Source organism: Psychrobacter sp. ANT_WB68, assembly GCF_008369115.1.
In the GTDB taxonomy this organism is placed as follows: Bacteria; Pseudomonadota; Gammaproteobacteria; order Pseudomonadales; family Moraxellaceae; genus Psychrobacter.
The window spans coordinates 227,026-253,665 of sequence record NZ_VOAZ01000001.1 but is presented as its reverse complement, the minus strand read 5'-3'; the positions used below and the strand labels follow the sequence as shown (position 1 = coordinate 253,665).

At 42.8% G+C, this 26,640-nt stretch carries 25 protein-coding genes; 7 read left to right on the top strand and 18 right to left on the bottom strand.

Features of this window, described 5'->3' with window-relative positions:
* Nucleotides 1–16: 16 nt before the first annotated feature.
* The 4 genes from FQ084_RS01080 to ffh all read right to left on the bottom strand — a co-directional run bounded on the left by FQ084_RS01080 (nt 17) and on the right by ffh (nt 4,368).
* Nucleotides 17–904: a class I SAM-dependent methyltransferase gene (locus FQ084_RS01080; RefSeq protein ID WP_149488802.1), complete on the bottom strand. Its 888-nt coding sequence runs from the start codon at nt 902–904 to the stop codon at nt 17–19.
* Between the two features lie 47 nt (nt 905–951).
* Nucleotides 952–1,794 (bottom strand): undecaprenyl-diphosphate phosphatase, encoded by an 843-nt coding sequence (locus FQ084_RS01075; protein ID WP_149488801.1) that lies wholly within the window; start codon nt 1,792–1,794, stop codon nt 952–954.
* Between the two features lie 126 nt (nt 1,795–1,920).
* Complete coding sequence (tsaB, locus tag FQ084_RS01070; RefSeq protein WP_149489554.1) at nt 1,921–2,619, bottom strand: tRNA (adenosine(37)-N6)-threonylcarbamoyltransferase complex dimerization subunit type 1 TsaB; 699 nt, start codon at nt 2,617–2,619, stop codon at nt 1,921–1,923.
* Nucleotides 2,620–2,823: 204 nt separating this feature from the next.
* Nucleotides 2,824–4,368 carry a signal recognition particle protein gene (ffh, locus tag FQ084_RS01065; protein ID WP_149488800.1) on the bottom strand — a complete coding sequence of 515 codons (1,545 nt, stop codon included), beginning with the start codon at nt 4,366–4,368 and terminating at the stop codon, nt 2,824–2,826.
* A gap of 271 nt (nt 4,369–4,639) precedes the next feature.
* On the opposite strand from ffh, the gene FQ084_RS01060 reads away from it, so the two are divergent.
* Nucleotides 4,640–5,446: an inner membrane protein YpjD gene (locus FQ084_RS01060; RefSeq protein WP_149488799.1), complete on the top strand. Its 807-nt coding sequence runs from the start codon at nt 4,640–4,642 to the stop codon at nt 5,444–5,446.
* 126 nt (nt 5,447–5,572) lie between these two features.
* Here FQ084_RS01060 and purU read toward each other — a convergent pair whose 3' ends face one another.
* Nucleotides 5,573–6,430, bottom strand: coding sequence for a formyltetrahydrofolate deformylase (purU, locus tag FQ084_RS01055; protein ID WP_201609493.1), 858 nt, complete (start codon nt 6,428–6,430; stop codon nt 5,573–5,575).
* A gap of 258 nt (nt 6,431–6,688) precedes the next feature.
* On the bottom strand, nt 6,689–8,770 hold the full coding sequence (locus tag FQ084_RS01050) for an Ig-like domain-containing protein (protein ID WP_149488797.1): 2,082 nt from the start codon (nt 8,768–8,770) through the stop codon (nt 6,689–6,691).
* Between the two features lie 485 nt (nt 8,771–9,255).
* On the opposite strand from FQ084_RS01050, the gene rpmB reads away from it, so the two are divergent.
* Together rpmB and rpmG are read left to right on the top strand one after the other, a co-directional pair.
* Nucleotides 9,256–9,492: a 50S ribosomal protein L28 gene (rpmB, locus tag FQ084_RS01045; protein ID WP_149488796.1), complete on the top strand. Its 237-nt coding sequence runs from the start codon at nt 9,256–9,258 to the stop codon at nt 9,490–9,492.
* Nucleotides 9,493–9,647: 155 nt separating this feature from the next.
* Nucleotides 9,648–9,803: a 50S ribosomal protein L33 gene (gene rpmG, locus FQ084_RS01040; protein WP_010201403.1), complete on the top strand. Its 156-nt coding sequence runs from the start codon at nt 9,648–9,650 to the stop codon at nt 9,801–9,803.
* Nucleotides 9,804–9,997: 194 nt separating this feature from the next.
* On the opposite strand, the gene FQ084_RS01035 is transcribed toward rpmG, so the two are convergent.
* The 12 genes from FQ084_RS01035 to ispH all read right to left on the bottom strand — a co-directional run bounded on the left by FQ084_RS01035 (nt 9,998) and on the right by ispH (nt 21,900).
* A complete protein-coding gene (locus FQ084_RS01035; protein ID WP_149488795.1) occupies nt 9,998–10,309 on the bottom strand; it encodes a hypothetical protein in 312 nt (103 codons plus the stop codon).
* A gap of 209 nt (nt 10,310–10,518) precedes the next feature.
* Nucleotides 10,519–10,830, bottom strand: a complete 312-nt coding sequence (locus FQ084_RS01030; protein WP_149488794.1) for a hypothetical protein — start codon at nt 10,828–10,830, stop codon at nt 10,519–10,521.
* Between the two features lie 128 nt (nt 10,831–10,958).
* Nucleotides 10,959–11,294 carry a hypothetical protein gene (locus tag FQ084_RS01025; protein ID WP_149488793.1) on the bottom strand — a complete coding sequence of 112 codons (336 nt, stop codon included), beginning with the start codon at nt 11,292–11,294 and terminating at the stop codon, nt 10,959–10,961.
* Nucleotides 11,295–11,399: 105 nt separating this feature from the next.
* Nucleotides 11,400–12,089 carry a ribulose-phosphate 3-epimerase gene (rpe, locus tag FQ084_RS01020; protein WP_149488792.1) on the bottom strand — a complete coding sequence of 230 codons (690 nt, stop codon included), beginning with the start codon at nt 12,087–12,089 and terminating at the stop codon, nt 11,400–11,402.
* 98 nt (nt 12,090–12,187) lie between these two features.
* The gene (locus FQ084_RS13415) at nt 12,188–12,424 is read right to left on the bottom strand and encodes a TIGR03643 family protein (protein WP_316619935.1); all 237 of its coding nucleotides are present in this window, start codon (nt 12,422–12,424) and stop codon (nt 12,188–12,190) included.
* A gap of 364 nt (nt 12,425–12,788) precedes the next feature.
* Nucleotides 12,789–13,679 carry an S-formylglutathione hydrolase gene (gene fghA, locus FQ084_RS01010; protein WP_149488791.1) on the bottom strand — a complete coding sequence of 297 codons (891 nt, stop codon included), beginning with the start codon at nt 13,677–13,679 and terminating at the stop codon, nt 12,789–12,791.
* Between the two features lie 173 nt (nt 13,680–13,852).
* Nucleotides 13,853–15,313, bottom strand: coding sequence for a C13 family peptidase (locus FQ084_RS01005; protein ID WP_149488790.1), 1,461 nt, complete (start codon nt 15,311–15,313; stop codon nt 13,853–13,855).
* Between the two features lie 322 nt (nt 15,314–15,635).
* The gene (gene htpG, locus FQ084_RS01000; protein ID WP_149488789.1) at nt 15,636–17,696 is read right to left on the bottom strand and encodes a molecular chaperone HtpG; all 2,061 of its coding nucleotides are present in this window, start codon (nt 17,694–17,696) and stop codon (nt 15,636–15,638) included.
* A 275-nt stretch (nt 17,697–17,971) separates the two neighbouring features.
* Nucleotides 17,972–19,498: a catalase gene (locus FQ084_RS00995; RefSeq protein WP_316619379.1), complete on the bottom strand. Its 1,527-nt coding sequence runs from the start codon at nt 19,496–19,498 to the stop codon at nt 17,972–17,974.
* 256 nt (nt 19,499–19,754) lie between these two features.
* Nucleotides 19,755–20,570, bottom strand: a complete 816-nt coding sequence (locus FQ084_RS00990; protein WP_149488787.1) for a thioesterase family protein — start codon at nt 20,568–20,570, stop codon at nt 19,755–19,757.
* A 126-nt stretch (nt 20,571–20,696) separates the two neighbouring features.
* Nucleotides 20,697–20,942 carry a hypothetical protein gene (locus FQ084_RS00985; protein ID WP_149488786.1) on the bottom strand — a complete coding sequence of 82 codons (246 nt, stop codon included), beginning with the start codon at nt 20,940–20,942 and terminating at the stop codon, nt 20,697–20,699.
* A gap of 1 nt (nt 20,943) precedes the next feature.
* Entirely contained in the window at nt 20,944–21,900 is a 957-nt protein-coding gene (gene ispH / locus FQ084_RS00980; protein ID WP_149488785.1) for a 4-hydroxy-3-methylbut-2-enyl diphosphate reductase, read from the bottom strand.
* A 444-nt stretch (nt 21,901–22,344) separates the two neighbouring features.
* Between ispH and gmk the strand changes: the two genes are divergently transcribed.
* The 4 genes from gmk (at nt 22,345) to FQ084_RS00960 (ending at nt 26,592) form a co-directional block, all read left to right on the top strand.
* Nucleotides 22,345–22,971: a guanylate kinase gene (gene gmk, locus FQ084_RS00975; RefSeq protein ID WP_149488784.1), complete on the top strand. Its 627-nt coding sequence runs from the start codon at nt 22,345–22,347 to the stop codon at nt 22,969–22,971.
* A gap of 197 nt (nt 22,972–23,168) precedes the next feature.
* Nucleotides 23,169–23,429 carry a DNA-directed RNA polymerase subunit omega gene (gene rpoZ / locus FQ084_RS00970; RefSeq protein ID WP_149488783.1) on the top strand — a complete coding sequence of 87 codons (261 nt, stop codon included), beginning with the start codon at nt 23,169–23,171 and terminating at the stop codon, nt 23,427–23,429.
* A 449-nt stretch (nt 23,430–23,878) separates the two neighbouring features.
* Nucleotides 23,879–26,065, top strand: coding sequence for a RelA/SpoT family protein (locus FQ084_RS00965; RefSeq protein ID WP_149488782.1), 2,187 nt, complete (start codon nt 23,879–23,881; stop codon nt 26,063–26,065).
* A gap of 146 nt (nt 26,066–26,211) precedes the next feature.
* Complete coding sequence (locus FQ084_RS00960; RefSeq protein ID WP_149488781.1) at nt 26,212–26,592, top strand: RidA family protein; 381 nt, start codon at nt 26,212–26,214, stop codon at nt 26,590–26,592.
* The last annotated feature ends 48 nt before the right edge of the window (nt 26,593–26,640 follow it).

Sequence of the window (26,640 nt, the reverse complement as noted above, 5' to 3'; positions counted from 1 at the left end):
ATTAGAATAACAGCCTTCAAACAAAATAACCGTCAAAGCGTACTGCTTCGTTATGCCAGCTCTCACTTGCTGATTGATGAGCAAGTTGCGGCGCAAACTGCGGACGCTTGACGATTACGCGGCCAGACGTTTGGGCACTTTGACTGACGACTGCTTGCGCAGATTGCAGCAGCTGCATCTCTTCTTCTGGCGTTGGTGGACATACTAACTGGTGCAATGCTTGCATATGCTTACCCACTTTAGCGCCTTTACCCGTCTTGCTATCTTGGTAGCTATCCTCTGGAAACATAGGGTCGAGATATACCACATCGATTGCTTTAGGGTCATCTATCGCCTCAGCTTGTAGCATTGCAAAGTAACTGAGCGCATCGGTATTAATAATCTGCAAACGTGACATCAGCTTTTGCCAATTTGGCAGCGCATTCATACGCAGCTGTTCTGCCAGCAATAACAACGCCATCAACGGCTGCTGCTCAAGCATAATGACCTGTGCGCCGGTACTGGCTAATATTAGGCTGTCGTGCCCAAAGCCTGCGGTCGCATCGATGACTGTGCTGCCCGATGTAATTTTGGCAGCTTGTAATAACAGCTCAGACTTGCGTCCCGCACTTACTACACGGCGCTGTAGCTTATCCCATTCTGGTGCAACGCTTAACCCATCACTCAGCCATGATAGCTTGTTTTTTTCATCCAACAGCAAGATAGATTGAGTGGCTGTCTGGCTTAATTGCTGGCGACGTTTTTGACTGAGCTTTTCGGTAAACAACTCAGAATTTAAAATAATGGGCAGTTGATGGGCAGCTATTAGTGCTTGCAGATTTTCAACCTGTGCGTCCTGTGACTCACTCACGTAGACAAGTTGGCAATGCGTAAAGCTACTAGATACTGGTTGCAAACTGCTCATGACTGCCCTCTCTTTGATGACTCACAAAGCCATAAACCATAACGTTCCTAGCCTGCCATTTGATAGCCAAAACCCCAAGCGGCAATTAGTACCAACACCCCAGTGATAATACGTAGCCATGCAAAGATTTTAAAGTCACGACGGCTGACCCAAGCAACCAATAAGCGAATACAGAGTAAAGCGACGATAAATGACACCACAGTGCCAATACCGAGCACTAACCAGTCTTCGCTACTGGTCAAGACATCATGATGCTTGAGTAAATCTAATAACGCCGCGCCTACGATAACTGGAATACCCAAAAAGAAAGAAAACTCCGCAGAAGCCTTGCGTGAAACGCCAAGCCATAGTGCGCCAATAATAGTCGCACCGGAGCGTGACGTTCCTGGTATCAAGGCTAGACATTGCATCAAACCTATCATCAATGCGGTTTTTAGACTGACGTCTTCTGCTTCTTGCGCAATAATCGTTTTAGGGCGATTCTCTACATAGAAGATCAATAGACCACCGATAATCAGCATAATTGCCACGACGATAGGGTTAAATAAATACGCCTTAATTTCATCAGCAAAAGTAAAACCTACAATCATCACCGGAATAGTCGCAACAATTAAGCTAAGCCCAAGCTGTCTTGGATTACTCATTCCTTCCGCTTTACCGGTCAATAGCCCCATGAGCGCTTGCCATAGTCGACCCCAGTAATCATAAATAACCGCTAAGATGGCGCCAAACTGCACCACCACTACAAACAAATCAACTTTTTCTTTGGTCCAAAAACTCATTAAGTCGGCTGATAAAATTAAATACCCCGTACTAGAGATGGGTAAAAACTCTGTGATACCTTCAACGATACCCATGATGACCGCTTGGATTAATAACAGTATATCCACAGTTGCTTCCCTAAAAGACAGCGCTATTGCCTGCCCTATATGATCGTTGCTTTTATAATCGTTTGTGCATAATTGATGCTAGATACTTAGTCGTTAAAAAGAATTTTTAACTTCATAAAGCTTAAACTACCCTTTACCTTGCTCTTTAAGCGTTTTCCATGCTTGATTACGCAAGTATATTGGTAAGGCATTGGCGGCATCGGTACCGCCAGATTTTATGAACTGTGCGATACCCAGTTGTCCGATTACTACCGCATCCGGCCAAACATCCTCATGGCATACTTGTCCGTCATATGCTTTTAATAACACCGCGCCATTACCGACGATAGGCAGATTAAGCGTTGTTTGGCTATCATAATCAAGCAGTTGCTCGGTGCTATCGCTATCATTAGCCAATACAGGCTGCATGATAGCATTGCCTGCTACATCGCCTAAAATTGAGTACTGCCCAAAATAAACTTGCTGCATACGCGCATCAAGAGCGCTATAAACTTGCGTCAAGCCGTAGTTTTTATACGCACATTGGGCAATCGCTTGCAGGCTTGAGACACCCACACAAGGAATATCATGTGCCACAGATAGCGCTTGCACCACCGCCGTATTGATTCGTATACCACTAAATGCACCAGGACCACGGTTGAATATTAATGCTTTTATATCAGCAAGACGCAGATTGGCCTCGGACAATGCAGCATCAATCATCGGCAGGATTTGCTGGGTCTGCTGGCGTTTACCCGTCTCAGTATGACTCGACAGCACCTGACCATTGGCATCTAAAATCGCGATCGAACACTGATCAAACACGGTATCCATTGCTAAAAACATCACAACCTCGGCTTATTCGCTTGGCATTATAAAACAGCGCCTATCATAGCATTTAGGATAAGCAAATTTTATTAATTTCTAAATTTTCATACTTATTCCATCAGAATTTATTTAAGCATGACAGACATAAAAAACCCCAAAGCTATTTTAGCCTTGGGGCTTTCATTAAGAAGTAAATACTATAGCAATCTAAGCAGCTATCAATTAAAAGCGTGTTTTAAACTTCTTTGGCGCTTGATTTTGTAGCTCTTGCATCTGTTTTTGCATCTCTTCAGTGCTTGGCATACCATTTGGATCGAGTCCCATCTGCTTTGCCATTTGCTGTGGATTCACATCTTTGGCACCGCCTTGCTGACCACCGCCGAATAAAGGACCGCCGCCACCTGCTCCAGCGCCGCCACCCATCAATCCTTGCATCGACTTCATCATTTTACTGATGCCTTCAGGCTTAGAAATCATTTTCATCATTTTTGCCATTTGCTTATGCTGTTTGAGCAAACGGTTGACATCTTGAATCTCACGCCCAGAACCGGCAGCAATACGGCGCTTACGGCTTGGGTTAATTTTGTCAGGATTTTTGCGCTCAAATGGCGTCATTGAATTAATCAATGCTTCCATCTCACGTACTTTTTCTTCTGGCTTGGCTTCTTCGACCGCTTTTTGTATATCAGAGCCGCCCATACCTGGCATCTTATCTAAGAAGCCTGCCATGCCGCCCATACTTTTCATTTGCTGGAACTGGGTCAATAGATCTTCAAGGTCGAACTCGCCGCCCTTTTGCATCTTTTTCGCCATCTTTTCGGCTTTATCACGGTCGATTTTTTGCTCAACTTCTTCAACCAAGCTCAGTACATCACCCATTCCAAGGATACGTTGGGCGATACGTTCAGGATGGAACAGCTCTAACGCGTCTAGTTTTTCGCCGCGACCCAAGAATTTAATCGGTTTACCTGTGATAGCGCGTACAGAAAGCGCCGCACCGCCTCGAGCATCACCGTCGGTTTTAGTTAAAATTACACCCGTTAATGGAAGCGCATCGTTAAAGGCTTTGGCAGTATTTGCCGCATCCTGACCGGTCATCGCATCAACGACAAACAAGGTCTCAGAAGGATTGACCGCAGCGGTTAACGCTTTGATTTCATCCATCATGGTTTCATCAATAGCCAAACGACCCGCTGTATCAATAATCAAAATATCTTGATACTGGATTTTAGCTTCTTCGATAGCACGTAGCGCAATATCAATCGGGTTTTCGTCGCTACTTGAGTTAACGAACTTGGCATTTACTTGCCCAGCGACTTGCTCGAGCTGGGCAATTGCTGCTGGACGATAGACGTCAGCAGATACCAGCATGACTTTTTTCTTATGGCGCTCTTGTAAGAACTTTGCCAATTTACCAGCGGTGGTGGTTTTACCCGCACCTTGTAAACCTGCCAGCAGATAGACAACTGGTGGCTTACCCGTCATCTCAAGCTGCTGATTGGCACTGCCCATCATTTCGGTCAGCTCGTCATGGACGATTTTGACGAATGCCTGTCCTGGCGCCAATTCTTTGAGCACCTCAGCACCAAGTGCTTGCTCTTTTACCCGCTTCACAAAATCGCGAGTAACTGGCAATGCCACATCGGCTTCTAACAGCGCCATGCGCACTTCGCGTAAAGTGTCTTTAATATTATCTTCGGTCAGTTGCCCTGTACCTGCGATATTGCGTAGGCTCGACGATAAGCGTTCTGTTAAGGTATCAAACATAAATAACTCTCAGTTAAAATAATTCTTGATTAAACTTAGCTCTGTCTCATATTGAAACTTAGCTCTTAATAGAGATGGGCTTCGCGAGTTAAAGAGCGCATAAATACTATTAGGGTATGCGATGGCAGGTATTCAAGCTCAATTGCCAAGCATTTATCAGGAATACATAAGATGGTGCTCAATTGATTGCCATTTTATGATAAATTGGGTAATTATTCTAATAATACCACTTTAGCATTAAATTAAGCGCGTATTTTACGCGCATTATGAGATGAGGTTTTTTATCTTGCAACTTGCATTTTTAGTCGCTGGCATGGTTTATATTTTGGTCGGCATCTACATTGGTTGGGCGCTGATTCAGGATAGACCTATCCACAAAGGCGTGAGCCTAGGTTTGTTAGTCATCGGTATGCTGGCCCATGCGGCGCTGCTCTATCCGCATGTGGTTACCCTTTACGGACTAAATTTCAATCTGTTTAACATCATTAGCCTGATCAGTTTATTTTTCTTGTTTTTCTACGTTATCTTTAGTTTGTACCGTCCTATCGTCAGTCTTGGTATTTTAGCAGCACCGACGGCGTTGATAGGGATGATTATCGGTTATGTTGGCCGCGCCCCTTATCGTCCCATCATGGATATCAGTGTTGGGCTTGAAGCGCATATACTGCTATCGCTTGCCGCCTATTGTGTGCTGCTGATGGCAGCGGTACAAGCGCTATTTTTACGCCTACAAATACGAGAGCTGAAGCATCAATCGATTCATCGCTTTTGGGTCAATAAGCTGCCTTCTTTGCAAAGCATGGAAAGTCTATTATTCGATATGCTACTGGTCGGCTTTGTCTTGCTCAGTATCGCGCTAGGGATTGGTTTTGTTTATGTAGAAGACTTAATGGCGCAGCACCTTGCCCATAAAACCGTCTTTAGCGTCCTATCTTGGCTACTATTTGGCACGCTATTACTAGGCAACTGGCGTGCTGGTTGGCGTGGCAAACGCGCTGCCAACATGACCATTTATGCGTTTATTTTATTGGCGATTGGCTTTGTCGGTAGTAAGTTTGTGTTAGAGATGCTGTTATAAGACCAATTTTGCAGCAGTAATATGATGAAAAAAGGCCGCGTGTATTAAATGACAATACTCGCGGCCTTTTTTATTGAATATTTTTTATATGCTTTCTTCTCAATGTAAAATCGCTGTAATAAAAAGCTAATTAAAAACCACGGTTTTATTACCCGCCACAATCACGCGATTTTGTACATGCCAATTCACCGCGCGTGCCAAGACATTACGTTCGATATCACGGCCGATAGCACGTAATTCGGTCACACCCTGACGATGAGTAACACGATGGACGTCTTGCTCAATGATAGGCCCTTGATCAAGCTCGGCTGTGACATAATGCGCGGTCGCCCCAATGAGCTTGACGCCTTTATCATAAGCCTGACGATAAGGGTCGGCACCGACAAATGCGGGCAAAAATGAATGGTGAATATTGATAATTTGCATCGGCCAACGCTTAACAAAATCAGACGATAATATCTGCATATAACGCGCCAATACCAGCAAATCATTACCTGCCATCAACGTATGAATCTGCTCTTCCGCCTCGGCTTTATTATCCTTAGTGACTGGAACATAATGGAAGGTAATACCAAAGTTTTCTACCGCTTGGCGCAAATCTTCATGGTTACTGACGACAGACGTAATCTCGCAATCCAATAATCCGCGCTGATGCCGCCATAATAAATCTAATAAGGCATGATCGAACTTTGATACTAAGATGCCAATCTTTGTTTTAATCGCATTGTTATGTAAGCGCCACGCCATATTATGGCGCTTAGCCACCGTATGCCCAAAGCTGGCTTCAAAATTATCCATAATCTCGCTCAAGCCTGCTAAAGCAAACTCTAAACGCATAAAGTATTGGCCACCTTCATGAGCCGTTGAATATTGATCAAGAGTAATAATATTGCCGCCATAACGATGAATAAACTCGGATACGGCTTGTACGATACCGGCTTGATCGCGGCATTTAATCAATAACGTCGCGGTATCAATTGCCATCTGACTAGACGAGTTATTAGATACTTTATGAGAGAGTTTTTTCGGTGAAGTAATCGTTGCAGTGTCTGACATAATACGCCCAATTAAAAAATGAAACTTACTGCTTATCTTGAACATGATTAGCAGCATAGGAAACAGACTATTCTAATCGCTTTTGCAAAACTTTGCTGATTGAGTTGCTTGTATTTAATTATTGAGATTATAAATACGAAACCCCCAACGCAGGGTTGGGGGTTTCGTTTCAATAGAATTCAATAATTAGAGAACAGGAAAGGTCGTAGTTTTTGAAGACGGCGCTGGCGTTGTAACTGTTAGTTTAATCTCATCTCCATTCGCACAACCTGATGTAGATACTCCGTAACGAACAATATCAGTTCCTGCAAAGAAGTTCTGATTGGTAGTACCATTAACTTGACTCAAAGGCATTACACCAGGCAAAGTAAGATTACCATCGAAAATTTCAGGCTCACAAGTCATTTCATTTTTAGTATTGTCTTTAGCTTGCAGACTGAAAGTCGTACCAGAAGGCATAGGGACTGTCTTCATACTGTTCCCATATATTTCAAAAGATATAATTCCTGACTCAGAATTCAGGTCATAATTAGTCATGGTAGGCGTATCGTTGGCAAAACCCATAATAAATTGTTTGCGTATTACTGTGGCTAAAGAATCATTACATTCAGTCTCAATTTTGCTTCCTTTCAAAATGAAGTTTGGCAAATTAGGCTGAGATAAGGTACTAGCCGCACAAGCTGCTGCTTTAACGCTTGCTGGAGACTCTCCTCTTTTATAGACAAACTCACCTGGATTGAATTTTAAATCTTCATTATCATCACGGAAGAAGTAGCCAATGTTGTCTAACAGCTTATCTACGCCTGCTGTATAGACATTATCGCCATCTAGATCAGAATAATCTTTATCCCCTTCGACATAAGCGATCACACTAACCCGCCCGTTTGCAGGTCTTGGATTCTGAGAAGTAAAAGTCACTGAGCAGTTACCACCCACGGTCGAACAGTTTGGACTAATAGTACCACCTTCAGTCACAAAACTTACTACAGTACCGTCAGGCACAAAGTTGCCTTGACGATCCGTTAGGTAAGCAGAAACAGATGTAGAATCAATAAAATTATCTACTAATACGTTTTTACCTATTGCTAAGGTAATTCCACTTTGACTAGGTCTACCGGTAGCAACGGCAATATTTTTTGCAAAAGCAAAAATATTCTTATTGGCAGTTAGTGCTGCACTTATCTCTACTGGTCCAGGTATATTACCTGGATATAGATTTATAGTTACTTTTCCTGAAGCATCACTCTTTACTGTTTGAGTACTACGGTTATTTTGTGATATAAATTTAAAATCACTAGGAGACTTGACTAAACTAAGCTCTACTTGCTGATTTGATGCTGGAACACCATTCGCATAGACAGTAAACTCAATTTCGCCTGATGATGATGAACCACTATTTTTAGCGCCTAATATGACTTCTTTATTTGTCGTATAGACAATAGAGCTTGCTGCAATGGGTCTAATATTTATAATGATACTACGAGACGGAGTGGTACTGTTAGCAGTCGAGGCAGTAATAGTTTGTCTACCTTCACATAAATTACCATTACCATCAATGGCCTTATAAGTTGAGTTAACATTGCCTTGGTTTGATGAAGTGACACTAGCCGTTTCGAACGAGCCACAGGTCGCAGAAAAATTAACTGTTACGTCATTTTGAAATTGATTGTTGCCTGTATCTCTAGTTTGTAGCGTAACAATAGTAGATGCACCTGACTCTAGTGTACTTTCACCAGATGTTAGATTCATTAACGCTATACTAACTGGCTGTAGTGAATAGTTATACTGTGCAGCTGTGGCACTAATATCATTATAATTAGCTGTAGCAGATAAGCTATAGCTTCCTGTATCATCAGCAGATAAAGGCACTAAAGAAGTAGTTGCTACACCATCACCATTAGTGAGGACTGCACCATTAGAAGTGCCGAACTTAACACCTGAGCCAGTAAAGGTTACTAATGCCCCGCTGATTCCATTTCCTTTAGCATCTGTAACTGTCACCTTAGCAGTCGCAGAAGAAGTAGAAACAATACGAGTTGGATTTCCGTTATTATCTAATAAAGTAACAGGTGTAATGTTAACCTCACTTACCGGTATGACTGGTCCCCCATTGCCATTACCACCTACGTTTACACCAATATCAGGCTTTGGTGCAATCGAATCCACTGTGTCTCCATCGCCTCCTCCACAACCTGCCAATGCTAGCGCACAAGTCAAAAAGGTGAGTTGAAATAAATTAGAAGTCAGTGGTAGTGAGCTATATGACATTTTTGAACTCCGCAGCGGTCGCAATTTATTTTAGTAAATATACACAATCATTAGATGGCTTCATATTTGCCTATTAATGATACATAGACTTACAATAATAACAGTTATATTAACAGATTGTATTAAATATATAACGGCAACTTTACTGACTTTTGTTATAACTTACAACTAAAAAATGAATCTTTGCTATTAAATAATCAATCACATAGCCTTCTCATTTCAGGGTATAATAGCTGTCGTTTAAAGCGGTGATTATTATAAAAGTATTTGAGTATTCTTTACTTTTATGGTATAAATGTCGGCTTTAAAATTTTCTGAATTGGTTTGCCTGTTATTTGCCTTTAGATGACAGTAATATCAGCTCAACCTTCATAATAGTTTTGTTTGGTGCAAAGCTGCCGCTTGCTGTGTCCATGCCGCAAAAACGTGCAACTTGCCCAGACTGGTATGAGAATCCCTCATACCTCATAGATTAGGAGTTCGCCATGTCTAGAGTTTGCCAAGTGACTGGAAAGCGCCCTATGGTGGGTAATAATGTTTCGCACGCAAACAACAAAACCCGTCGTCGCTTTCTACCAAACCTTCATAACCATCGTTTTTGGGTAGAGTCTGAAAATCGTTTTGTACGTCTACGTGTGTCTACCAAAGGTATGCGCACTATTGACAAACTTGGTATCGACAAAGTGTTAGCGGATCTACGCGCACAAGGTCAAAAAGTTTAAGTAGAAACTGGCAGCCTACCTTAGCGATGATTGTCGTTATTTAGGCTGTTCTGACGCTAACGACTGATGAGCCGATAAAGCCAACATCGTTAGTGACTTAATACTTTAGACCCATACCCATCGTTTGAAGACCGCTCATTTACAGGAAAGCTATCATGAGAGATAAAATTAAATTAGTATCAACCGCTGGTACTGGGTATTACTATACCACTACCAAAAACAAGCGCACTATGCCTGGTAAAATGGAAATCAAAAAGTTTGATCCAAAAGTACGCCAGCACGTGATCTTTAAAGAAGCTAAAATCAAATAATTGCTATAATTTTATAGAATGTGTTTTTTATAAAATACTTTCCTATAAATTAAGCTATTTGAATAACAAAAAAGGGTTTATCAAATGATAAACCCTTTTTTATTGTCGATTCTTTGACCATCTATTCGTTTTAAACTGCTACTGGTTTAGTGATATATTACTCGCATTTTTACCACGAAAAATGTGCAGACCAATTAGCTATAGTGCGTCGGCTCTTTATCATAGACATGCGCATGCCACTGGCTCATTTGCTTTTGCATGATTACTTGAATAGCGGCATGAATCATATGCTGACCAATCGCTTGGGTATCACTGCCGAGTATCTCTTTGAGCTTTTCAGAAAAATCAATGGTCATCAATGGCGCTTCATCTTGTTCAGCGTCACGTAATAGCAATCTACCATCCTCTGCTTCTACGAGCTCAAGAGTGGCCTCTTTAGCGAATCCTGCAAACTGATCGCTACTGTCACTATCTACTTCTATGTCATTATCAATATCGTATGGCATTCATTTATTCCTTATTATCCCGTTTTACACCTGTAAAAATGCGGTTATCCCATTCATTAAAGCGCTCGTCTTACAGTCATGCGGGCAAAACTATCTTAGTCATACAATGGACGCTTTGAGCCTACAATTCAAGGGCTGACGTATAAGTCTTTTGCACAAATGCACTTTATCCGTGCCTTTATCGGTGCTCATGCGCCAAAAATTGATGATTAACGCCAATAGCGCAATTTTGCCAAAGTAAATAGGAAAGCGACAAACATACCAAGATAATAGGTCAGCTTAAGCTCAAGCGTAGGGTCACGATATTTAAATGGTAAGGCAACGGTAGCAGTAGCGGTCGGAATGATTAGCAGCATAAGTAGCCAGTTTTCAAAGACATGCAGCCAACCCTGCAGCCCTGTACCATGACGCAGGTAAGACAACCCTAACAGCAAACAGGCAATAATCAGGGCGATAAATAAACTGTTTGGTAGGTCTTTTGGAAAGATGATGTCGGTGATTTTCTTTGAAGATATGGCCATACTAGCAAGTGTCCAGTCACGCCGTAAAGCGCGACTTATTAATGAGTAGAGATCAATGAATATAATAAATGCGAGGTTTTAAATCATAAAAAGGTCAGTATGATGAAGCGCTTATATTAACTATTGCATTAACTATAAGTACCCATTAACCAAAGCATCGATATACAAGAGGTTAAATAGCCCAAGCTAATGGCATTCCAGCTTTCTATATGCGTGCCTTTAACCTTGTTAAATATGCGTGAACCTATCCAGAACAACAGCGGAATACCGAGCATAAATGCAGGCACGATGACCGCAGCATGACGTAATACCTCACCGGTATCATCACCTACCATCAGACGAAAGCCATAGCCTGCCAAGCTTAAGACAAGCGCAAACATAGCCAAGCCAATGGTAATGCTTTTAGGTACTAAGCTACGTGGTTCCAAATCTTGGTTTTTATGTTCTGCATTTTGTATATTCATATAGCACCTTTAGCTGACGCTTCGCTTAATATAATCAGTCATACAGCGGCTATCAGTATTATGTAACTCTAATATTTAATAGTATATAACTTACTATATGGGGCGTTACTCCCCATTTGCCAAGGCTAGCTCTGCGCGCATGGCATCGATAGCCGCTTTATAATCTTCTTGGTTAAAGATAGCGGAACCGGCGACAAACATATCCGCACCTGCTTCAGCAATGGCACGGATATTACTGGCTTTGATGCCGCCATCTACTTCCAATCTGATATCACGACCACTGGTAATGATACGTTGACGGACTTGGCGAACCTTGTCTAAAGTGCCCTCAATAAAGGACTGGCCACCATAACCAGGGTTGACACTCATGAGTAAGATTTGATCGACCTTATCCATGACATAGTCCAAATAATGTAGTGGCGTTGCTGGATTTAATACCAACCCGCATTCAGCCCCACCATCTTTAATAAGCTGCAAAGAGCGATCAATATGCGCACTGGCCTCTGGATGAAAAGTAATAATACTCGCACCGGCCTCTAAGAACTGCTCAATCATATTATCGACTGGGCTGACCATGAGGTGTACATCAATAGGTGCCTCAATACCATAGTCGCGTAGCGCCTTACATATCATGCTACCAAAAGTCAGATTGGGCACATAATGGTTGTCCATTACGTCAAAATGGATGACATCAGCACCCGATTCTAAGACACGCTCTACTTCTTCACCCAGTTTGGCAAAATCAGCAGATAAAATAGAAGGAGCGATTAGATACGGTTTAGAGGGACTGATCATAATTGAGCTACCTAATTGAGGTTCGTATAAAAGTTTAATAAAAAATATTTTTGGTAGTTAAATAACTGGCTATTAAATGAATAGTAATAAATAGCTAACTAACGTGGCTTATATTGGGTTTTACAATAAGCGCGACCGATATCAAACGGGCGCTTGGCTTGATGCTTAGTTGCACGATTGGTGACACGCTGACGCCATAAGCGAAAGGATGACGGCTTTAGTTCTTGACGCATCAACTTGATAACGCCAGTTTCATCGAGACCGTAGCTATGCTCTATCGCTTCAAACGGCGTCCTATCTTCCCACGCCATCTCTATCACGCGTGATAGTTGCACAGCATCGAGTTCTTTAGGAGCCGTTGCACAAGATAATTTTACGTTAATAGCCTCTGACTTTAGATTGTTCTTTTGCACAATACTGTCTTTCTGCTTATTCTTTACAGCAGCAGCCATGTCCACTTGCATAGCCATAAGCGATGATTCAGCGGTTTGCAATTTGTTATTTAAACCTGCACTTGCCGATGCTATCCGATTATTCATCATAAAACCTTATGTTTAAAGATACCTAGCATGTACGCAACCAAGCTCTATTTTATACCAATAAATGCGCTTGATTAAACAATCAGCGTAACCGTCTGTCAAGTTATATAACGGGCTGTCCGCTTATCTATCTATCAAGCTGTCTATTTATATAGCCTACTTAGCTCATCTGCGCCATGCGCCAGTGATGTTCAATATGCTCATTAATCACCGTCTGGATAAAATAATAACTGTGGTCGTGACCTGCTTGATAGCGTAACGTCAGTGGCTGCTGCGCCTTATTACAAGCCTCTTGTAGTTTAGCCGTTTGCAACTGCCCTTCTGCTAAGAAGTTATCCGCCGCACCTTGGTCGACCAAAATACTGGCATACTGCTGCCCGACTTCTACAATCATCTGTGAAGCATCTGCTTGTGCCCATTGTGATTTATCATCACCAAAGTATTCTGTATAAGCGGCTTGCCCCCACGCTGACTCACTGGCTGCGCAAATAGGTGCTAAGGCGGAGACACTAACAAACTTACTTGGGAATTTAAAGCCCAATAGTAACGCACCATGACCGCCCATCGAGTGCCCAGTGATACCAATACTGTCAATCGGAAACTCAGAGCGCAGTAAATCGTATAATTCATCAACGATATAGCTTTGCATATTAAAGTTGTCTGCCCAAGGTGCTTGCGTCGCGTCCACATAGTAACTTGCGCCCTGCCCGACAAAATAACGCTCATCATTTGCTACATCGTGACCTTCACTACTTCTAGGAGAGGTATCGGGCGCAATAAAAATCATGCCAAGCTCGCTACATTTTTGTTGAAAATGCGCTTTATGAGTGACGTTATCAGCATTACAGGTCAAGCCTGATAGATACAAAACCGCTGGACAGCGACGACCAGTAAGCGCCTCATCCGGCAGATAAATACTAAAAGTCATCGGCGTTTTGGTCGACGTTGATTGGTGGCTATAGTAATGCTGCTCTCCATCAAAGCAGCGATTGACACTGATCTGGGTAATCTTTGAGTTGATAGATAAGCTGTGTTTATAAGAATTATTCATAAGTAACATCCTTTTTTATCCAAGATAAAATAAGCGTTGAGAGATGATCAATAATTAGTCATAAATAGTCATTAAGACAAATATGCCATTGTTAAAATTTAGAAAGCACTTAGCTTTTAACAATGGGCTTTTAACAATTAGCTTTTAAAGACCGGCTCTTAGCAAATTAATGTTTAATCAATAGGAGCAGCAATAATATTTACCGGCAAGGTTGAATCAATATCAGCGTTGGTGCTATCCGTCATTCTAGCAAGCGACGGTTGTGTTTTATCAAACAACACTTGCTCAAATGCAGGTAAGGCGGTTTCCATTAAGCTACCAATGACCATTTGCGGCTCTGATGGCTCAAAACCCATGTAGAGCTCTCGCTCTTGTACGCGGTAAGCGGCGTCTTTGAAGGCGTCAGAAAAACTGGTGTTTTCACGCAAACTTTCAGCAAAGAAGGCTTGTCCAAAATAGGTCATCTCAGCGGTATTGGTACAGCCAAATGACATCTTATCAGCAGCTGATGCGGTAATCACCACCGTCGTTGGAGACGCCAATTCATCGATAAATGAGCCTGAATAGCAAGCGGATACCACAATCACTCGCCAGCGAATACCGGAAGCATCCAACGCCTCACGCAGCCAAGTTGCGTCCAAATTGTCCATAGATAGTGGTGGATTAGACAGATGGATAAAATTCTGATCACCATGCGACGATAACGTTAGAAACAGCACATCTTCATCGGCACTCATCTGCTGACCGATAGTTTTTAGGCCACGCAATATACTGGTCTTAGTCGCGATCGGCTCGTCCAACCAAGTGTAATTATTATTGATCAATGCCAGTGAGTGCCCGCTTGTACCAAAGCGTACATCAAACAGCTCACGTACTTTATTAATCTCAGAGCGAAAGACGTTTTGATCTGAAAAGCCTGCCACCCCCATAAAGTACCAGTCGCTTTTACCTGGCACACTAGGATCAATACGGTCTAAGGCTTGCTGCAGCAATTTTGGCTGCTCATACAACGCCGCTTCTTCTAATACTGGCTCAACAGGAATTTGCTTAAATATCGGCTGGTCAGCGACATTGCGCTGCCAAATGGTTAATAATGCCACTGCCCCTATTATAACGATAATGCGCTCCCACCAAGGGACGCGCAAGCGACGGGAGAAAATCCATAACAAAGCCAACGTCTGCCATAAAAACAGCACTAAAAACAATATAGGTAATAGTGAATAACTCCAGCTCGGTAGCCAGCCATAGCTGCCAAAAAACTGCACGAGGCTTTGAAGTAGCGCAGATAAGGTATCGGCAACTAACCACAGTATTACAGGCACAAAAACCAGCGCTTGATTACCCGCGCGACGTGCCAAAATGATACCGCCCAACAGAATAATCATCGGCCAAATTAAATAGCTGACCAACCCTTGCTCATTAAAGGCGCTGCCATTTTCTGCCGCCAGCCACGAGAAAAGCACATTGCTACCTAGCGCTAATAAAGCAAAGACCGCGAACTGAATAAAGGTGGGTTTTACCCAAGAAAAAGCACGTGTTGATCCTACTAGCATCCATAAAGTTGCAATAATATTGGCAGCGAAATTGAGCGAAAAGCGCTGAAGTGAGACAGTTTTTAACGACGCAAGTGACAAAGACTTAGACCTCTAGCCAGTCGAGAGAAATAACGCAACTCAATGATAACGTATTTTGCTGTGAGTGCCTTTTAATAGGATGTTTAATATAACCATCCTACATTTTCATAGGTCATATCGACAGCAATTTCATATCTGATTTACGATAAAATAGGTATAAGACGCGAAAAACCCAACAAAATCGTTTGGCTCGCTAATCTATCGCGATTGTAACGGATTGTCGGTCAAGAACATAAGGCTGAATTGTAAAATTCGCCTAAAAAACTCATTAAAAAAAGGAGGCCTTAGACTCAAGACCTCCTTTTATATCAAACACTAAACATTATCTCATTAATAGCTCGTTAACACGTTTGAGATAGGCAGCAGGATCATCTAACTGACCGCCATCTGCTAACAAAGCTTGGTCAAAAATCACTTGAGCTAATTTATCAAAATCCTCAGCAGACTGCTCGCTACTCTCAAGCTTTTTAATCAGTGGATGGTCAGGGTTAACTTCAAGCGTTGGCTTGCTCTCTGGTACGTCCTGCCCCATTTGCTTCAGCATTTGAATCATCTGTGGCGATAGCTCACCCTCATCCACTACTAAACATGCTGGGCTATCAACCAAACGTGTTGAAACCTTGACATCTTTAGCACGCTCGCCTAATGCCGTTTTTAATTTATCAACGACTGGCTTCATGGTTTCTTGTGCTTTTTCAGCTTCAGCCTTTTCAGCTTCATCCTGCAAGTCGCCCAAATCAACCGCACCTTTGGCGATGTTTTGCAGCGGTGTACCATCAAATGAGGTTAAGAAATTCATCGCCCATTCATCGACACGGCTGGTCATCAAGATAACTTCGATGCCTTTTTTCTTAAACAGCTCAAGTTGCGGGCTGTTCTTTGCCGCCGCCAAATTATCAGCCGTTAGATAATAGATGGCTTTTTGACCTTCTTTCATACGACCTTTATAATCTTCAAAGCTGGTCTCGACCTTATCGTTCGTACTAGTGGCATAACGCAGCAATTTGGCAATACGCTCTTGATTGCCCATGTCTTCACCCAGACCTTCTTTGATAACATCACCAAACTCGGCGTAGAACTGCGCAAATTTTTCTTGTTTATCACTGTCTTCGCTATTGGCAAGGCTTGCAAGCAAGGTCAAAATACGACGGGCATTACCATCACGGATAGATTTCACATCACGCGATTCTTGCAAGATTTCGCGGCTGACGTTGAGTGGTAAGTCCGCTGAATCAATAACCCCTTTTACAAAACGTAGGTACATCGGTAGCAACTGTTCAGCCTCATCCATGATAAAGACGCGCTTAACGTATAGCTTAAGACCATGCTGCTGCTCACGTGTGTATAAGTCTACTGGCGCTTTTTTAGGAATATACAATAGCTGCGTATACTGTACACGACCTTCAACACGGTTGTGTGTCCATGTCAGCGGCGCATCCATGTCATAAGTGATGTTTTTATAAAAATCGACATACTCATCATCTTCAATCTCAGACGCTGAGCGTGTCCAAAGCGCACTGGCTTTGTTAATGGTTTCCCATTCATCGGTCAGTACCATTTGTCCATTAGCTGGAGCGTCGTCGCCCTCTTCAACTTCGTCTTCTTGCCAGACTTCTTTACGCATTTGAATCGGTAGACTGATATGGTCTGAGTATTTATTGACCAAACGCTTGATTTTGCCACGGTCTAGATAACTGTCTTCGCCTTCAGAATACTCTTCTTTTAGGTGCAAAGTAATGGCGGTGCCGCGTGTTTCTTTGGTGATAGGCTCAACAGTAAAGCTACCCGTGCCATCTGATACCCAGCGCACGCCTTGATCGGCAGTCTCGCCTGCTTTGCGTGATTCCACACTAATGGTATCAGCAACGATAAAGCCTGAGTAAAAACCAACACCAAACTGTCCGATTAATTGACCATCTTGCTTTTGCGACTCAGACAATTTATCTAGGAAAGCTTTGGTACCTGATTTGGCAATCGTTCCTAAGTTTTCGATAGCATCCGCTTCATTCATGCCAATACCATTATCGATAAAGGTAATAGTTTTGGCATCTTCATCAACATTAATACGGATTTTTAACTCGCCATCATCTTCATATAAACTGTCATCATTGGTTGCTTCAAAGCGCAATTTATCGCAGGCGTCAGAGGCGTTTGAGACCAACTCACGCACAAAGATATCGGCGTTAGAATATAGTGAATGCGTCACTAAATGCAGTAGTTGCGCCACTTCCGCTTCAAAGGTATGTTTTTTTAATTCAGGACTGCTTTCATTCGCAGTACTGTTATTGGCATTGAGGTTATTGGCATTGAGGTTATTAGTATCGGGATTATTAGTATCAAGTTTATCAGCGTTTTTATTGTCCGCTTGGGTCTGTTCACTCATAAAAACTCCTATTATTGTTACCAAAGATGCTGTTGCCAGCAGATTAATCACAAATTTTCAAATACTAGCAGTTTAGCGAATCTGGTTGATGAGACTGCGCTGTAAATACTGTTAGGCTGGTTAATCAGATATGGGCATAGGTAAAAATTTCAAGCTCAAACGAGCCAAAAAAAGTTATTAGCGATAAAAAAACCGCCTTAGCTTCCTAAGGCGGCACCATTATAATAACAATTAACTGATTAACTGATTAACTGCTTATGCATAAAGCTTATCTACTATAAGCAGCTAGGCAGATGACGGGCAGGATCTGAATCACGGGCTGCCATCGCCTCTTCAACGCTTAAACCTAACGCTGTGGCCACGCCTTCCCCATAAGCAGGGTCACACCAGTTGCAGTTACGAATATGGCGGTACTGAATGAAGTCAGGCACACCCGTCAAATTTCTTGCGGTATTTTCAAACAGTACCTGCTTTTGCTCAGCACTCATTAAATTAAAGAGCGCTCGGGGCTGACTGAAATAGTCGCTGTCGTCTTCACGGAAATCATAATGTGCGGCATCACCATTAATCTTTAATGGCGGCTCAGCATAGTCAGGCTGCTCTTGCCACTGGCTAAAGCTATTCGGCTCATAATGCGGGCGACCACCGTAGTTGTCATCGACGCGTCCTAAACCATCACGATGATTGCTCATCACCGGGCAACGTGGCTTATTCACTGGAATCTGCTGATGATTGACGCCAACACGATAGCGCTGAGCATCGGCATAATTTACCAAGCGGTTTTGTAGCATCTTATCGGGTGATACGCTAATACCTGGCACTAAGTTACTCGGAGCAAAAGCCGCTTGCTCAACATCGACAAAGTAGTTATCAGAGTTTTTGTTTAATTCAAACTCACCCACTTCAATCAGCGGATAGTCACCTTTTGGCCACACCTTAGTCAAGTCAAACGGATGATAAGGAACGGTATCCGCTTCAGCTTCTGGCATGATTTGTACATACATTTTCCATTTCGGAAAATCGCCATTTTCGATGGCATTGTACAAATCTTTTTGATGGCTTTCGCGATCCATACCGACCAAATCTGACGCTTCAGCATCGGTTAAGTTTTTGATACCTTGTTGAGTACGGAAATGGAATTTGACCCAAAAACGCTCATTGGCTTCATTCCAAAAGCTGTAGGTATGCGAGCCAAAACCATGCATATGTCTATACGACGCTGGAAGACCGCGATCACTCATCACGATGGTAACCTGATGGAAAGCTTCAGGCAGCAAGGTCCAAAAGTCCCAGTTATTGGTCGCTGAGCGCATATTGGTACGTGGATCACGTTTAACGGCTTTGTTTAAATCCGGAAACTTACGCGGGTCACGTAAGAAGAATACGGGGGTATTGTTGCCCACCATATCCCAGTTGCCTTCTTCGGTATAAAACTTTAGGGCAAAGCCGCGAATATCACGCTCTGCATCGGCCGCGCCGCGCTCGCCTGCCACCGTACTAAAACGTGCAAACATTTCAGTTTGCTTACCGACTTCGCTAAAGATAGCAGCGCGGGTATATTTGGTAATGTCATTGGTGACGGTAAAGGTACCAAATGCGCCAGAACCTTTGGCATGCATGCGGCGTTCTGGAATCACTTCGCGAACGAAATTTCCTAACTTTTCATTGAGCCAAATATCTTGTGCTAATAATGGACCACGCGTACCCGCGGTCAAACTGTTCTGATTGTCAGCAACTGGTGCGCCATTACCCATGGTTAATTGGGTCGGTGCGTAGGGACATTTTTTATCACTCATGGTCATACTCCTTTGAAAATAAGTTAAGTCTGGCAGGCAATATCAAAATCCATCTAGCAGCTTTGAGATACTTTGCCGTCTCGTTGGCTTCCATTACAACTGATTTTCATTTATTTGTATAATAAATTAATCACATACTTTCAATTTGTTTTACATAACAAGCTAATACACTTCCTTAAGCTAGATTTTACTTTAATACGACAACTCGCTTAGGCATCGTACTAAATCTGTTATTGAAATGACGACTATTCAATATATAAAACTAGCGTGGCATCTGACGAATCGTCAAGATTTGCTCGCTACGGCCAAACGGACCATGGATATCATGCAGCACGGCGCTGGTGAGTCCTATGCCATCCGCGCCATATTGCTGTACGGCTTCAATACCTAGCCATTTTCCTGTTGGCGTACGATGCATATGGATTTGCAAATCGGTATTGGGAAACATCCACTCTAACTTTGATAAGCCAAGTCCAAGCCGCGGTACCACGCCATTGGCGGTATCGACCATACCGAGTAGATGCACGAGATCATCAGTGGTTTCTCCCTCTACCATATCGAGATCGTTGGTGATCCATACCATACCGCGACCAGGACGACGGTCTGGGTCAGCCACTAAGCGCACGCTGTCGATAAAACCACCCGGCCAGCCTTTTATATCATCCCAAACCGGTAATTCTTCAGGTTGATGCCGCGCTTTTTGGTCTTCAAGTCCTGCAATCTCACTGGTGTCTTGGGTCATAAGACGCCACGCACGCGCAATAATCGCATCACGACCGCGACTACTCATCACGGCTTCTATTAGCTCAATGGTCTTACCTGGACGGATACAACGGGTGGTAATCGTAAAGTCATCGAGCGGTATCAATCCTAAAATATCGAGGCCGATACGAGCAATGCGCACATTTTCTTGTGGGGCAAAACTTTTTAGCTCAGCTGTGAGTAAACCTGTCGCTGGTGCCATATGCTGCTCATGCTCATTCCAAGCGCCTTGTGCGTGCTTGGTTGGCTGATAATGGGTGACGATGACGCCATCCTGTTGTTGTTCGCGTTTAATAAAATGATAATAAGCTGACATGACTATCCTTAAATTTTGATCCAATCTTTCTCATTTACTCAGTGCTTTTAATTGCGGTAAGTAGTGGGCGTTGTCATCATGAGGGTGTTGTCATCATTATGAGTAGACTTAGCTTACCTTTATTATTTACTGAGTAAGCTCTTGTTTTCTCATCGTTAGCAGCGTGCGACTTTTGGCCATGATAAACAAGAAAAAGGCCATAATAGCAATAAGCGCACCATATAACAGACTATAGTCTCTCATAAATTGCGTGGCGTTAAGAACGAGCATGAATATCAGCATAACAATCACTAACATATTAATTTTCAACTGTTTATTAATCTCATCAACAGTAGCTTCTGCCAAGACGAATTTCTTTTTCTGCTTATTCATGCTATTTACCTACTTGCGTGACCGGAATACGTAAGGCTTTCGGTAAGCTAAAGGTGACATTTTCCTCGATACCTGACAGCTCACTCGGTAAATCACCGCCCCAATCCTGCAGTTGTTGCAGTACTTCTTGAATCAATACTTCAGGCGCTGATGCCCCAGCGGTGACACCAACGCTTTGTACACCATCGAACCATTGACGCTTCATCTCGCTCGCATTATCAATCAAATATGCGTGGCAACTCATACGTTCGGCCAACTCGCGCAGACGATTAGAGTTTGATGAGTTAGGCGAGCCAACGACTAAGACTACCTCACAACGACCGGCTAAGTCTTTTACCGCATCCTGGCGGTTTTGGGTGGCATAGCAGATATCATCTTTTCGCGGGCCTTGAATATTAGGGAATTTTTTGCGTAACGCATCAATGACGCGTGCGGTATCATCCATTGACAAGGTTGTTTGGGTCACAAACGCCAAGTGCTCAGCATTTTGTACGCTCAAAGCCTCGACATCGCTTTCATTTTCGACCAGATGAATCTGCCCGCCATGGCGACGATTAAAACGACCCATGGTGCCTTCCACCTCAGGATGTCCCGCATGGCCAATCAGTACCGCATCCATACCATCTTGGGCAAACTTTGCCACTTCTATATGCACTTTGGTGACCAATGGACAGGTCGCGTCAAATACTGTCAAATCACGACGCTCAGCTTCATTTTCGACTGCTTTTGAGACACCATGAGCAGAGAAAATAACGATTGAGCCATCGGGTACTTCATCGAGTTCTTCGACAAAAACCGCCCCACGATTGGCCAAATCAGACACCACGAATTTATTATGGACGACTTCATGTCGCACATAAATAGGCGGCTCAAAACGTGTTAATGCTTCGTTTACGATTGCAATCGCACGGTCCACACCAGCACAAAATCCACGTGGATTGGCAAGATAAATTTGCATAAGAAGGCCTATCATTAGATAATTTATAGTTAAAGCTGAACATCAAACAGCTTCACATCAAAAACTGGGATAAAATCAATGCTCTACTTTAGCATAATTTGCTTTTACTGCCTTTGAAAATAGCTCTATTTGAAAATACCAATGTTCTTATGACAATGTTGCTCTCAATAATACCAGCGTTTTAACTTTACATTAGCAAAAGCGCCTTTTAATGCAAAAAAACCACATTATAAAAAAGGCTAGCTAATTAAAATCCTGTGCTAATTAAAATAAAAGCACTAAAAGCAGTTTATAATAACGCATCGATGACAAATCAATGACAATCCCTAGCGCCATACCTGATGGCGTTTTTTCTTTTTACCAGTTTCTAGCTGTTACTAAAATAGCTTTTGGTCTTTTATTAGCACACATTTTACTAGGCCACATTCCACTAGGATAAATCTTATGACAGGTTCATTATTTATTATTACCGCCGCCTCGGGTACAGGTAAGACTTCACTGGTAAAGCAGTTATTAGCTACCACCAACGACTTGACGGTTAGCGTGTCGCATACCACACGCGCCCCGCGTCCCGGTGAGATTGATGGTCATCATTATCATTTTACCGATGTTGATAAATTTGTGACGGCTATCGGTGAAGGACAGTTTTTAGAACATGCCGAAGTGTTTGGCAATTATTATGGCACTTCAGAGCAAAGCGTGCGTGCGCAGTTAGAGGCAGGCGTCGATGTCATTTTAGAGATTGATTGGCAAGGGGCGCTGCAAGTTAAAAAAATCTTTACCGACGCGACGATGATTTTTATTCTGCCGCCCAGTATTGCCACTTTACGTCAACGCTTATCAACGCGCGCGCAAGATACGCTAGAAGTCATTGAGCAGCGTTTGGCAGGTGCCGTGACAGAAATGGCGCAATATGTGCACTTTGATTTTGTCATTATTAATGACAATTTCGAAGTGGCTTTAACTGAGCTAAAATCCATTATCGTTGCCGACAGACAGACGCTTAAACGCCAACAGCAGCGTTATCATCGCACTATTAGCAACTTACTCAATACTAAAGTAGAAGAGTAGCCGAAAATAAAGGCAAAGCCTAAAATCGTATTATCTGACTATTGGGCGTATAGATAGCGGCAGATATAAAAAGCAACTACGCGCCTAAGCAAAAAATGCTATAATGCCTAACTATCCCCCTTTTATATTTTTGATATTATTTTTATTGAGCGCCGGGCAAGTTCCGTAACTAATAAAAACAACCGAGGTAGCTATTTATGGCACGAGTGACGATTGAAGATTGTTTGGATAATGTTGATAATCGCTTTGAGCTGGTATTGGTCGCAAGCAAGCGCGCCCGTCAGTTAGCCAAAGGTATCGCTGAACCGTTGGTTGATGTTGATAACGACAAGCCTACCGTATTGGCATTGCGTGAAATTGCCGCTGGCAAAATCACTCGCGACATTCTAAATCAGCCAGAGCATAACTTTGCTACAAGCTCACTAGACTTAGCATTGTCAGGCGATCATGGTTTTTAATATAGTTTTATAAGCCAGCTTTTCGTATTTAATTTGCACGACCACTCTATCAAGTGTTGACACCCTAAATAACAAGAACCACAGCATAGGCTGTGGTTTTTTGGTTATAAGCATATTTATGACACTACTTATTCTGATAATAATCATAATACCAAGCTATAACCCTGAGCAAATACTGAGCAGTTGCTAATTTTAACGACCACTTATAGCGAAAATCCTACCATTGAGTTGGAATTTCTTAATTTTTGCATAGCCTACGCGCTTAGCAGTTGACATTGAATGCGATTTACGATTAATTAGAGGGTGGTCTGCCCGTTTTTTAGCTTTGTTCCATTAAGCTTTTGTAGCGTAGGTCAGCATTCATTCAGTCACCATGTACCCAAACAGTCTTGAATCAACGAACCGCCCTGAGCTGATAAATAGGTATTGGAAAATAGGATCACCACTTTATGAGTCAAACCTTGCCCAAACTCAGTCATCCTTTAGTCGATGATGCTCAATATAATCTACTGCGCTCAGTAGGTTATCTCAATGCGGCTGAACGCAGTGATATTATTGATGCCTGTGAGTTCGGTGATATGGCACATATCAAAGACAAGCGTAAATCAGGGGAGCCTTATATCACCCATCCGATTGCCGTTGCTGAAATTTTGGCAGGCTTTCGCTTGGATCGAGATACCATTATTGCAGCAATCCTCCATGACACAGTCGAAGATACCGAGGTCAGTGCTGAGCAGATTGAGCAGCGTTACGGCAAAATAGTGGCTAGACTGGTTGATGGGGTGACCAAATTAAAATCATCGGCGCATAACAAACAAGAAAACAAGGCCGCCACTTTTCATAAAATCTTGACCGCTACCCTTGCTGATCCGCGTGTACTGATTATCAAACTATCTGACCGCCTGCATAATATGTCGACTTTGGATGCGGTACGTCCTGAAAAACAGCGTACCACGGCACAAGAAACCTTGGATTTTTATGTCCCCTTTGCGCGTTTGATGGGTCTCAATGATATTGCCGACTATATCGAAGTGCTTTGTTATCGTAACCTTGATTCTGAAATGTATAACAAGATTTCTGATAAGCTGCTACAACATGGGCTTGGACGCAATTTTCAAAGAGAAGCCATTCATCGTTATTTAAGTATTGTTCTTAATAATCTTGATCTTAATGGCATGGTTAAAGTCTTAGACAATCGCGTGGTTATCTTCCGGCAGTTTTTCCGCAATCGCGGTGAAATCAATGCGCTATTACGCCATTATGCGTTTGAGATTGTCCTTGATAACATCGAAGCCTGTGACAAGTTGGCTTATTACCTGATTAAAAAGTATCAGATTGATGACACTCATATCGCTGATAATATTCGTCGTCCTCTACCTGGCGGTAATCAGTCGCTCACCCTTATCTATGAGCGCGATAATGACGTGGTCAAAGTGACGATTTTAACTAAGCAAATGCAGAATGCGGCAAGGCTTGGGGTCATTGGCGCAGAACATGCCTCCGATGTCAGTCAATCGGTCATTCAAGCGTCATTACGTAATATGAAAGATCTGGTCGATGAAGATACTTTAAATGAGGACAGCCCTGACTTTTCAGCAGCCGTCTCTACCATCAATGAGCTGATGGACTATCTACACTCGAGCAAAATCATCTGCTACAGTCCACAAGGGCGCGCTTATGAGCTACCACAGGGGGCAACCGCGCTAGACTTTGCTTATGCCGTTGGACCCATGGTCGGCAATGTCGCCGTCGGTGCCAATGTCGATAATAAGCATGCCAAGCTTGGCACGGTGCTTAAAAACGGACAGTTGGTAGAAATTGAAGTCAGCAGCCACTCTGAACCAAAAGCCGAATGGCTTGGCTTTGTGGTCACCAATAAAGCGCGTGTAGAGATTTTACGCTGGTTTAAAGACTTATCTCCTGCGGATAAGCAGCATCACGGCATGCAAGCCTTGGATCGGGCGCTAAAAACTTATCAGAAAAGTCTCGATGACTTAACTGATAGCGATTGGAAAAACCTCACTGAATGGCGCGGTCTCACAGAAAAAAATGCGCTATTTGAGCAAATAAGCTCGGGTACGCTACTGCCGCAACTGGTGGTCACGCGTTTGTTTAGCGATGAGGTCTGTGACCTTCAGTCGCAAGAACATATCGATGATATGACCCAGCCACAGCAGTTGATTGTTAATGCGTCAGGCGTTGAGCTTGATTTTGCCAATTGTTGTCATCCGATTTATGGCGATCCTATCGTTGGACATTTATCCCGTCATGGTTTGGTTGTTCATCGACATAAATGTTTTTCATTGGACGATATCCGTAAAGACAATCCTTATCAGGTTATCCAATTACGTTGGCGCAATGATAAAGCCATCAAGCAAAGTGACTCAGATGAACACGGTAGCAAAATTCGTTTCCCTGCTTACCTAAAACTCTCAATTGCCCTAAGTGATGAGCAAATCAGTGAAGTGATTTATCATCTGCGCCAGTTAAATATGGGGGTCGAAAAGGTCGACGTGCGTAGCAGCGACACCATTATTCATATCGTGGTTCGTAGTCGCAATCATTTAGCGCAAGGTATTCGTGAACTACGCTCATTACTTGGCTTCCCCAATATTATCCGGCTATATCAGCTATAAACTCAGTGAAAATAAATGTTAAAATCCATATCTTTTAAATATTGGGCAGTAGCCTGTATATTTAATATCAAGCTTTCGCCATAGCCTAAAGGTTTTTGCTAAATTTTTAGCCAAACAAATATCAAAAAACACCATAAGGACATAAGATGACTCGTCAAACCATTCAAACTGATAAAGCACCAACCGCCGTTGGCACGTATTCACAAGCGGTAAAAGTAGGCAATACTGTTTATATTTCAGGTCAGTTGGGTTTTGACCCTGATACTATGGAGCTAAAAGAAGGTTTTGAAGCGCAAGCGAAGCAAGTATTTGAAAACATCAAAGCCATCTGCGAAGCGGCTGGCGGCAGCTTAAATGATGTGGTCAAATTTAATGTCTCTTTGACCGACTTAAATGACTTTGCCGCCTTGAACGAAGTATTCGTCGCCAACTTAAGCGAGCCATACCCTGCCCGCGCAGCCGTACAAGTCGCCGCGCTACCTAAAGGCGGTGTGGTTGAAATCGAATCTATTATGTATATTGAATAAGACAGCTATTGAGCTTCATTAAGCCCTACTGTTTTACGTGAAATCATA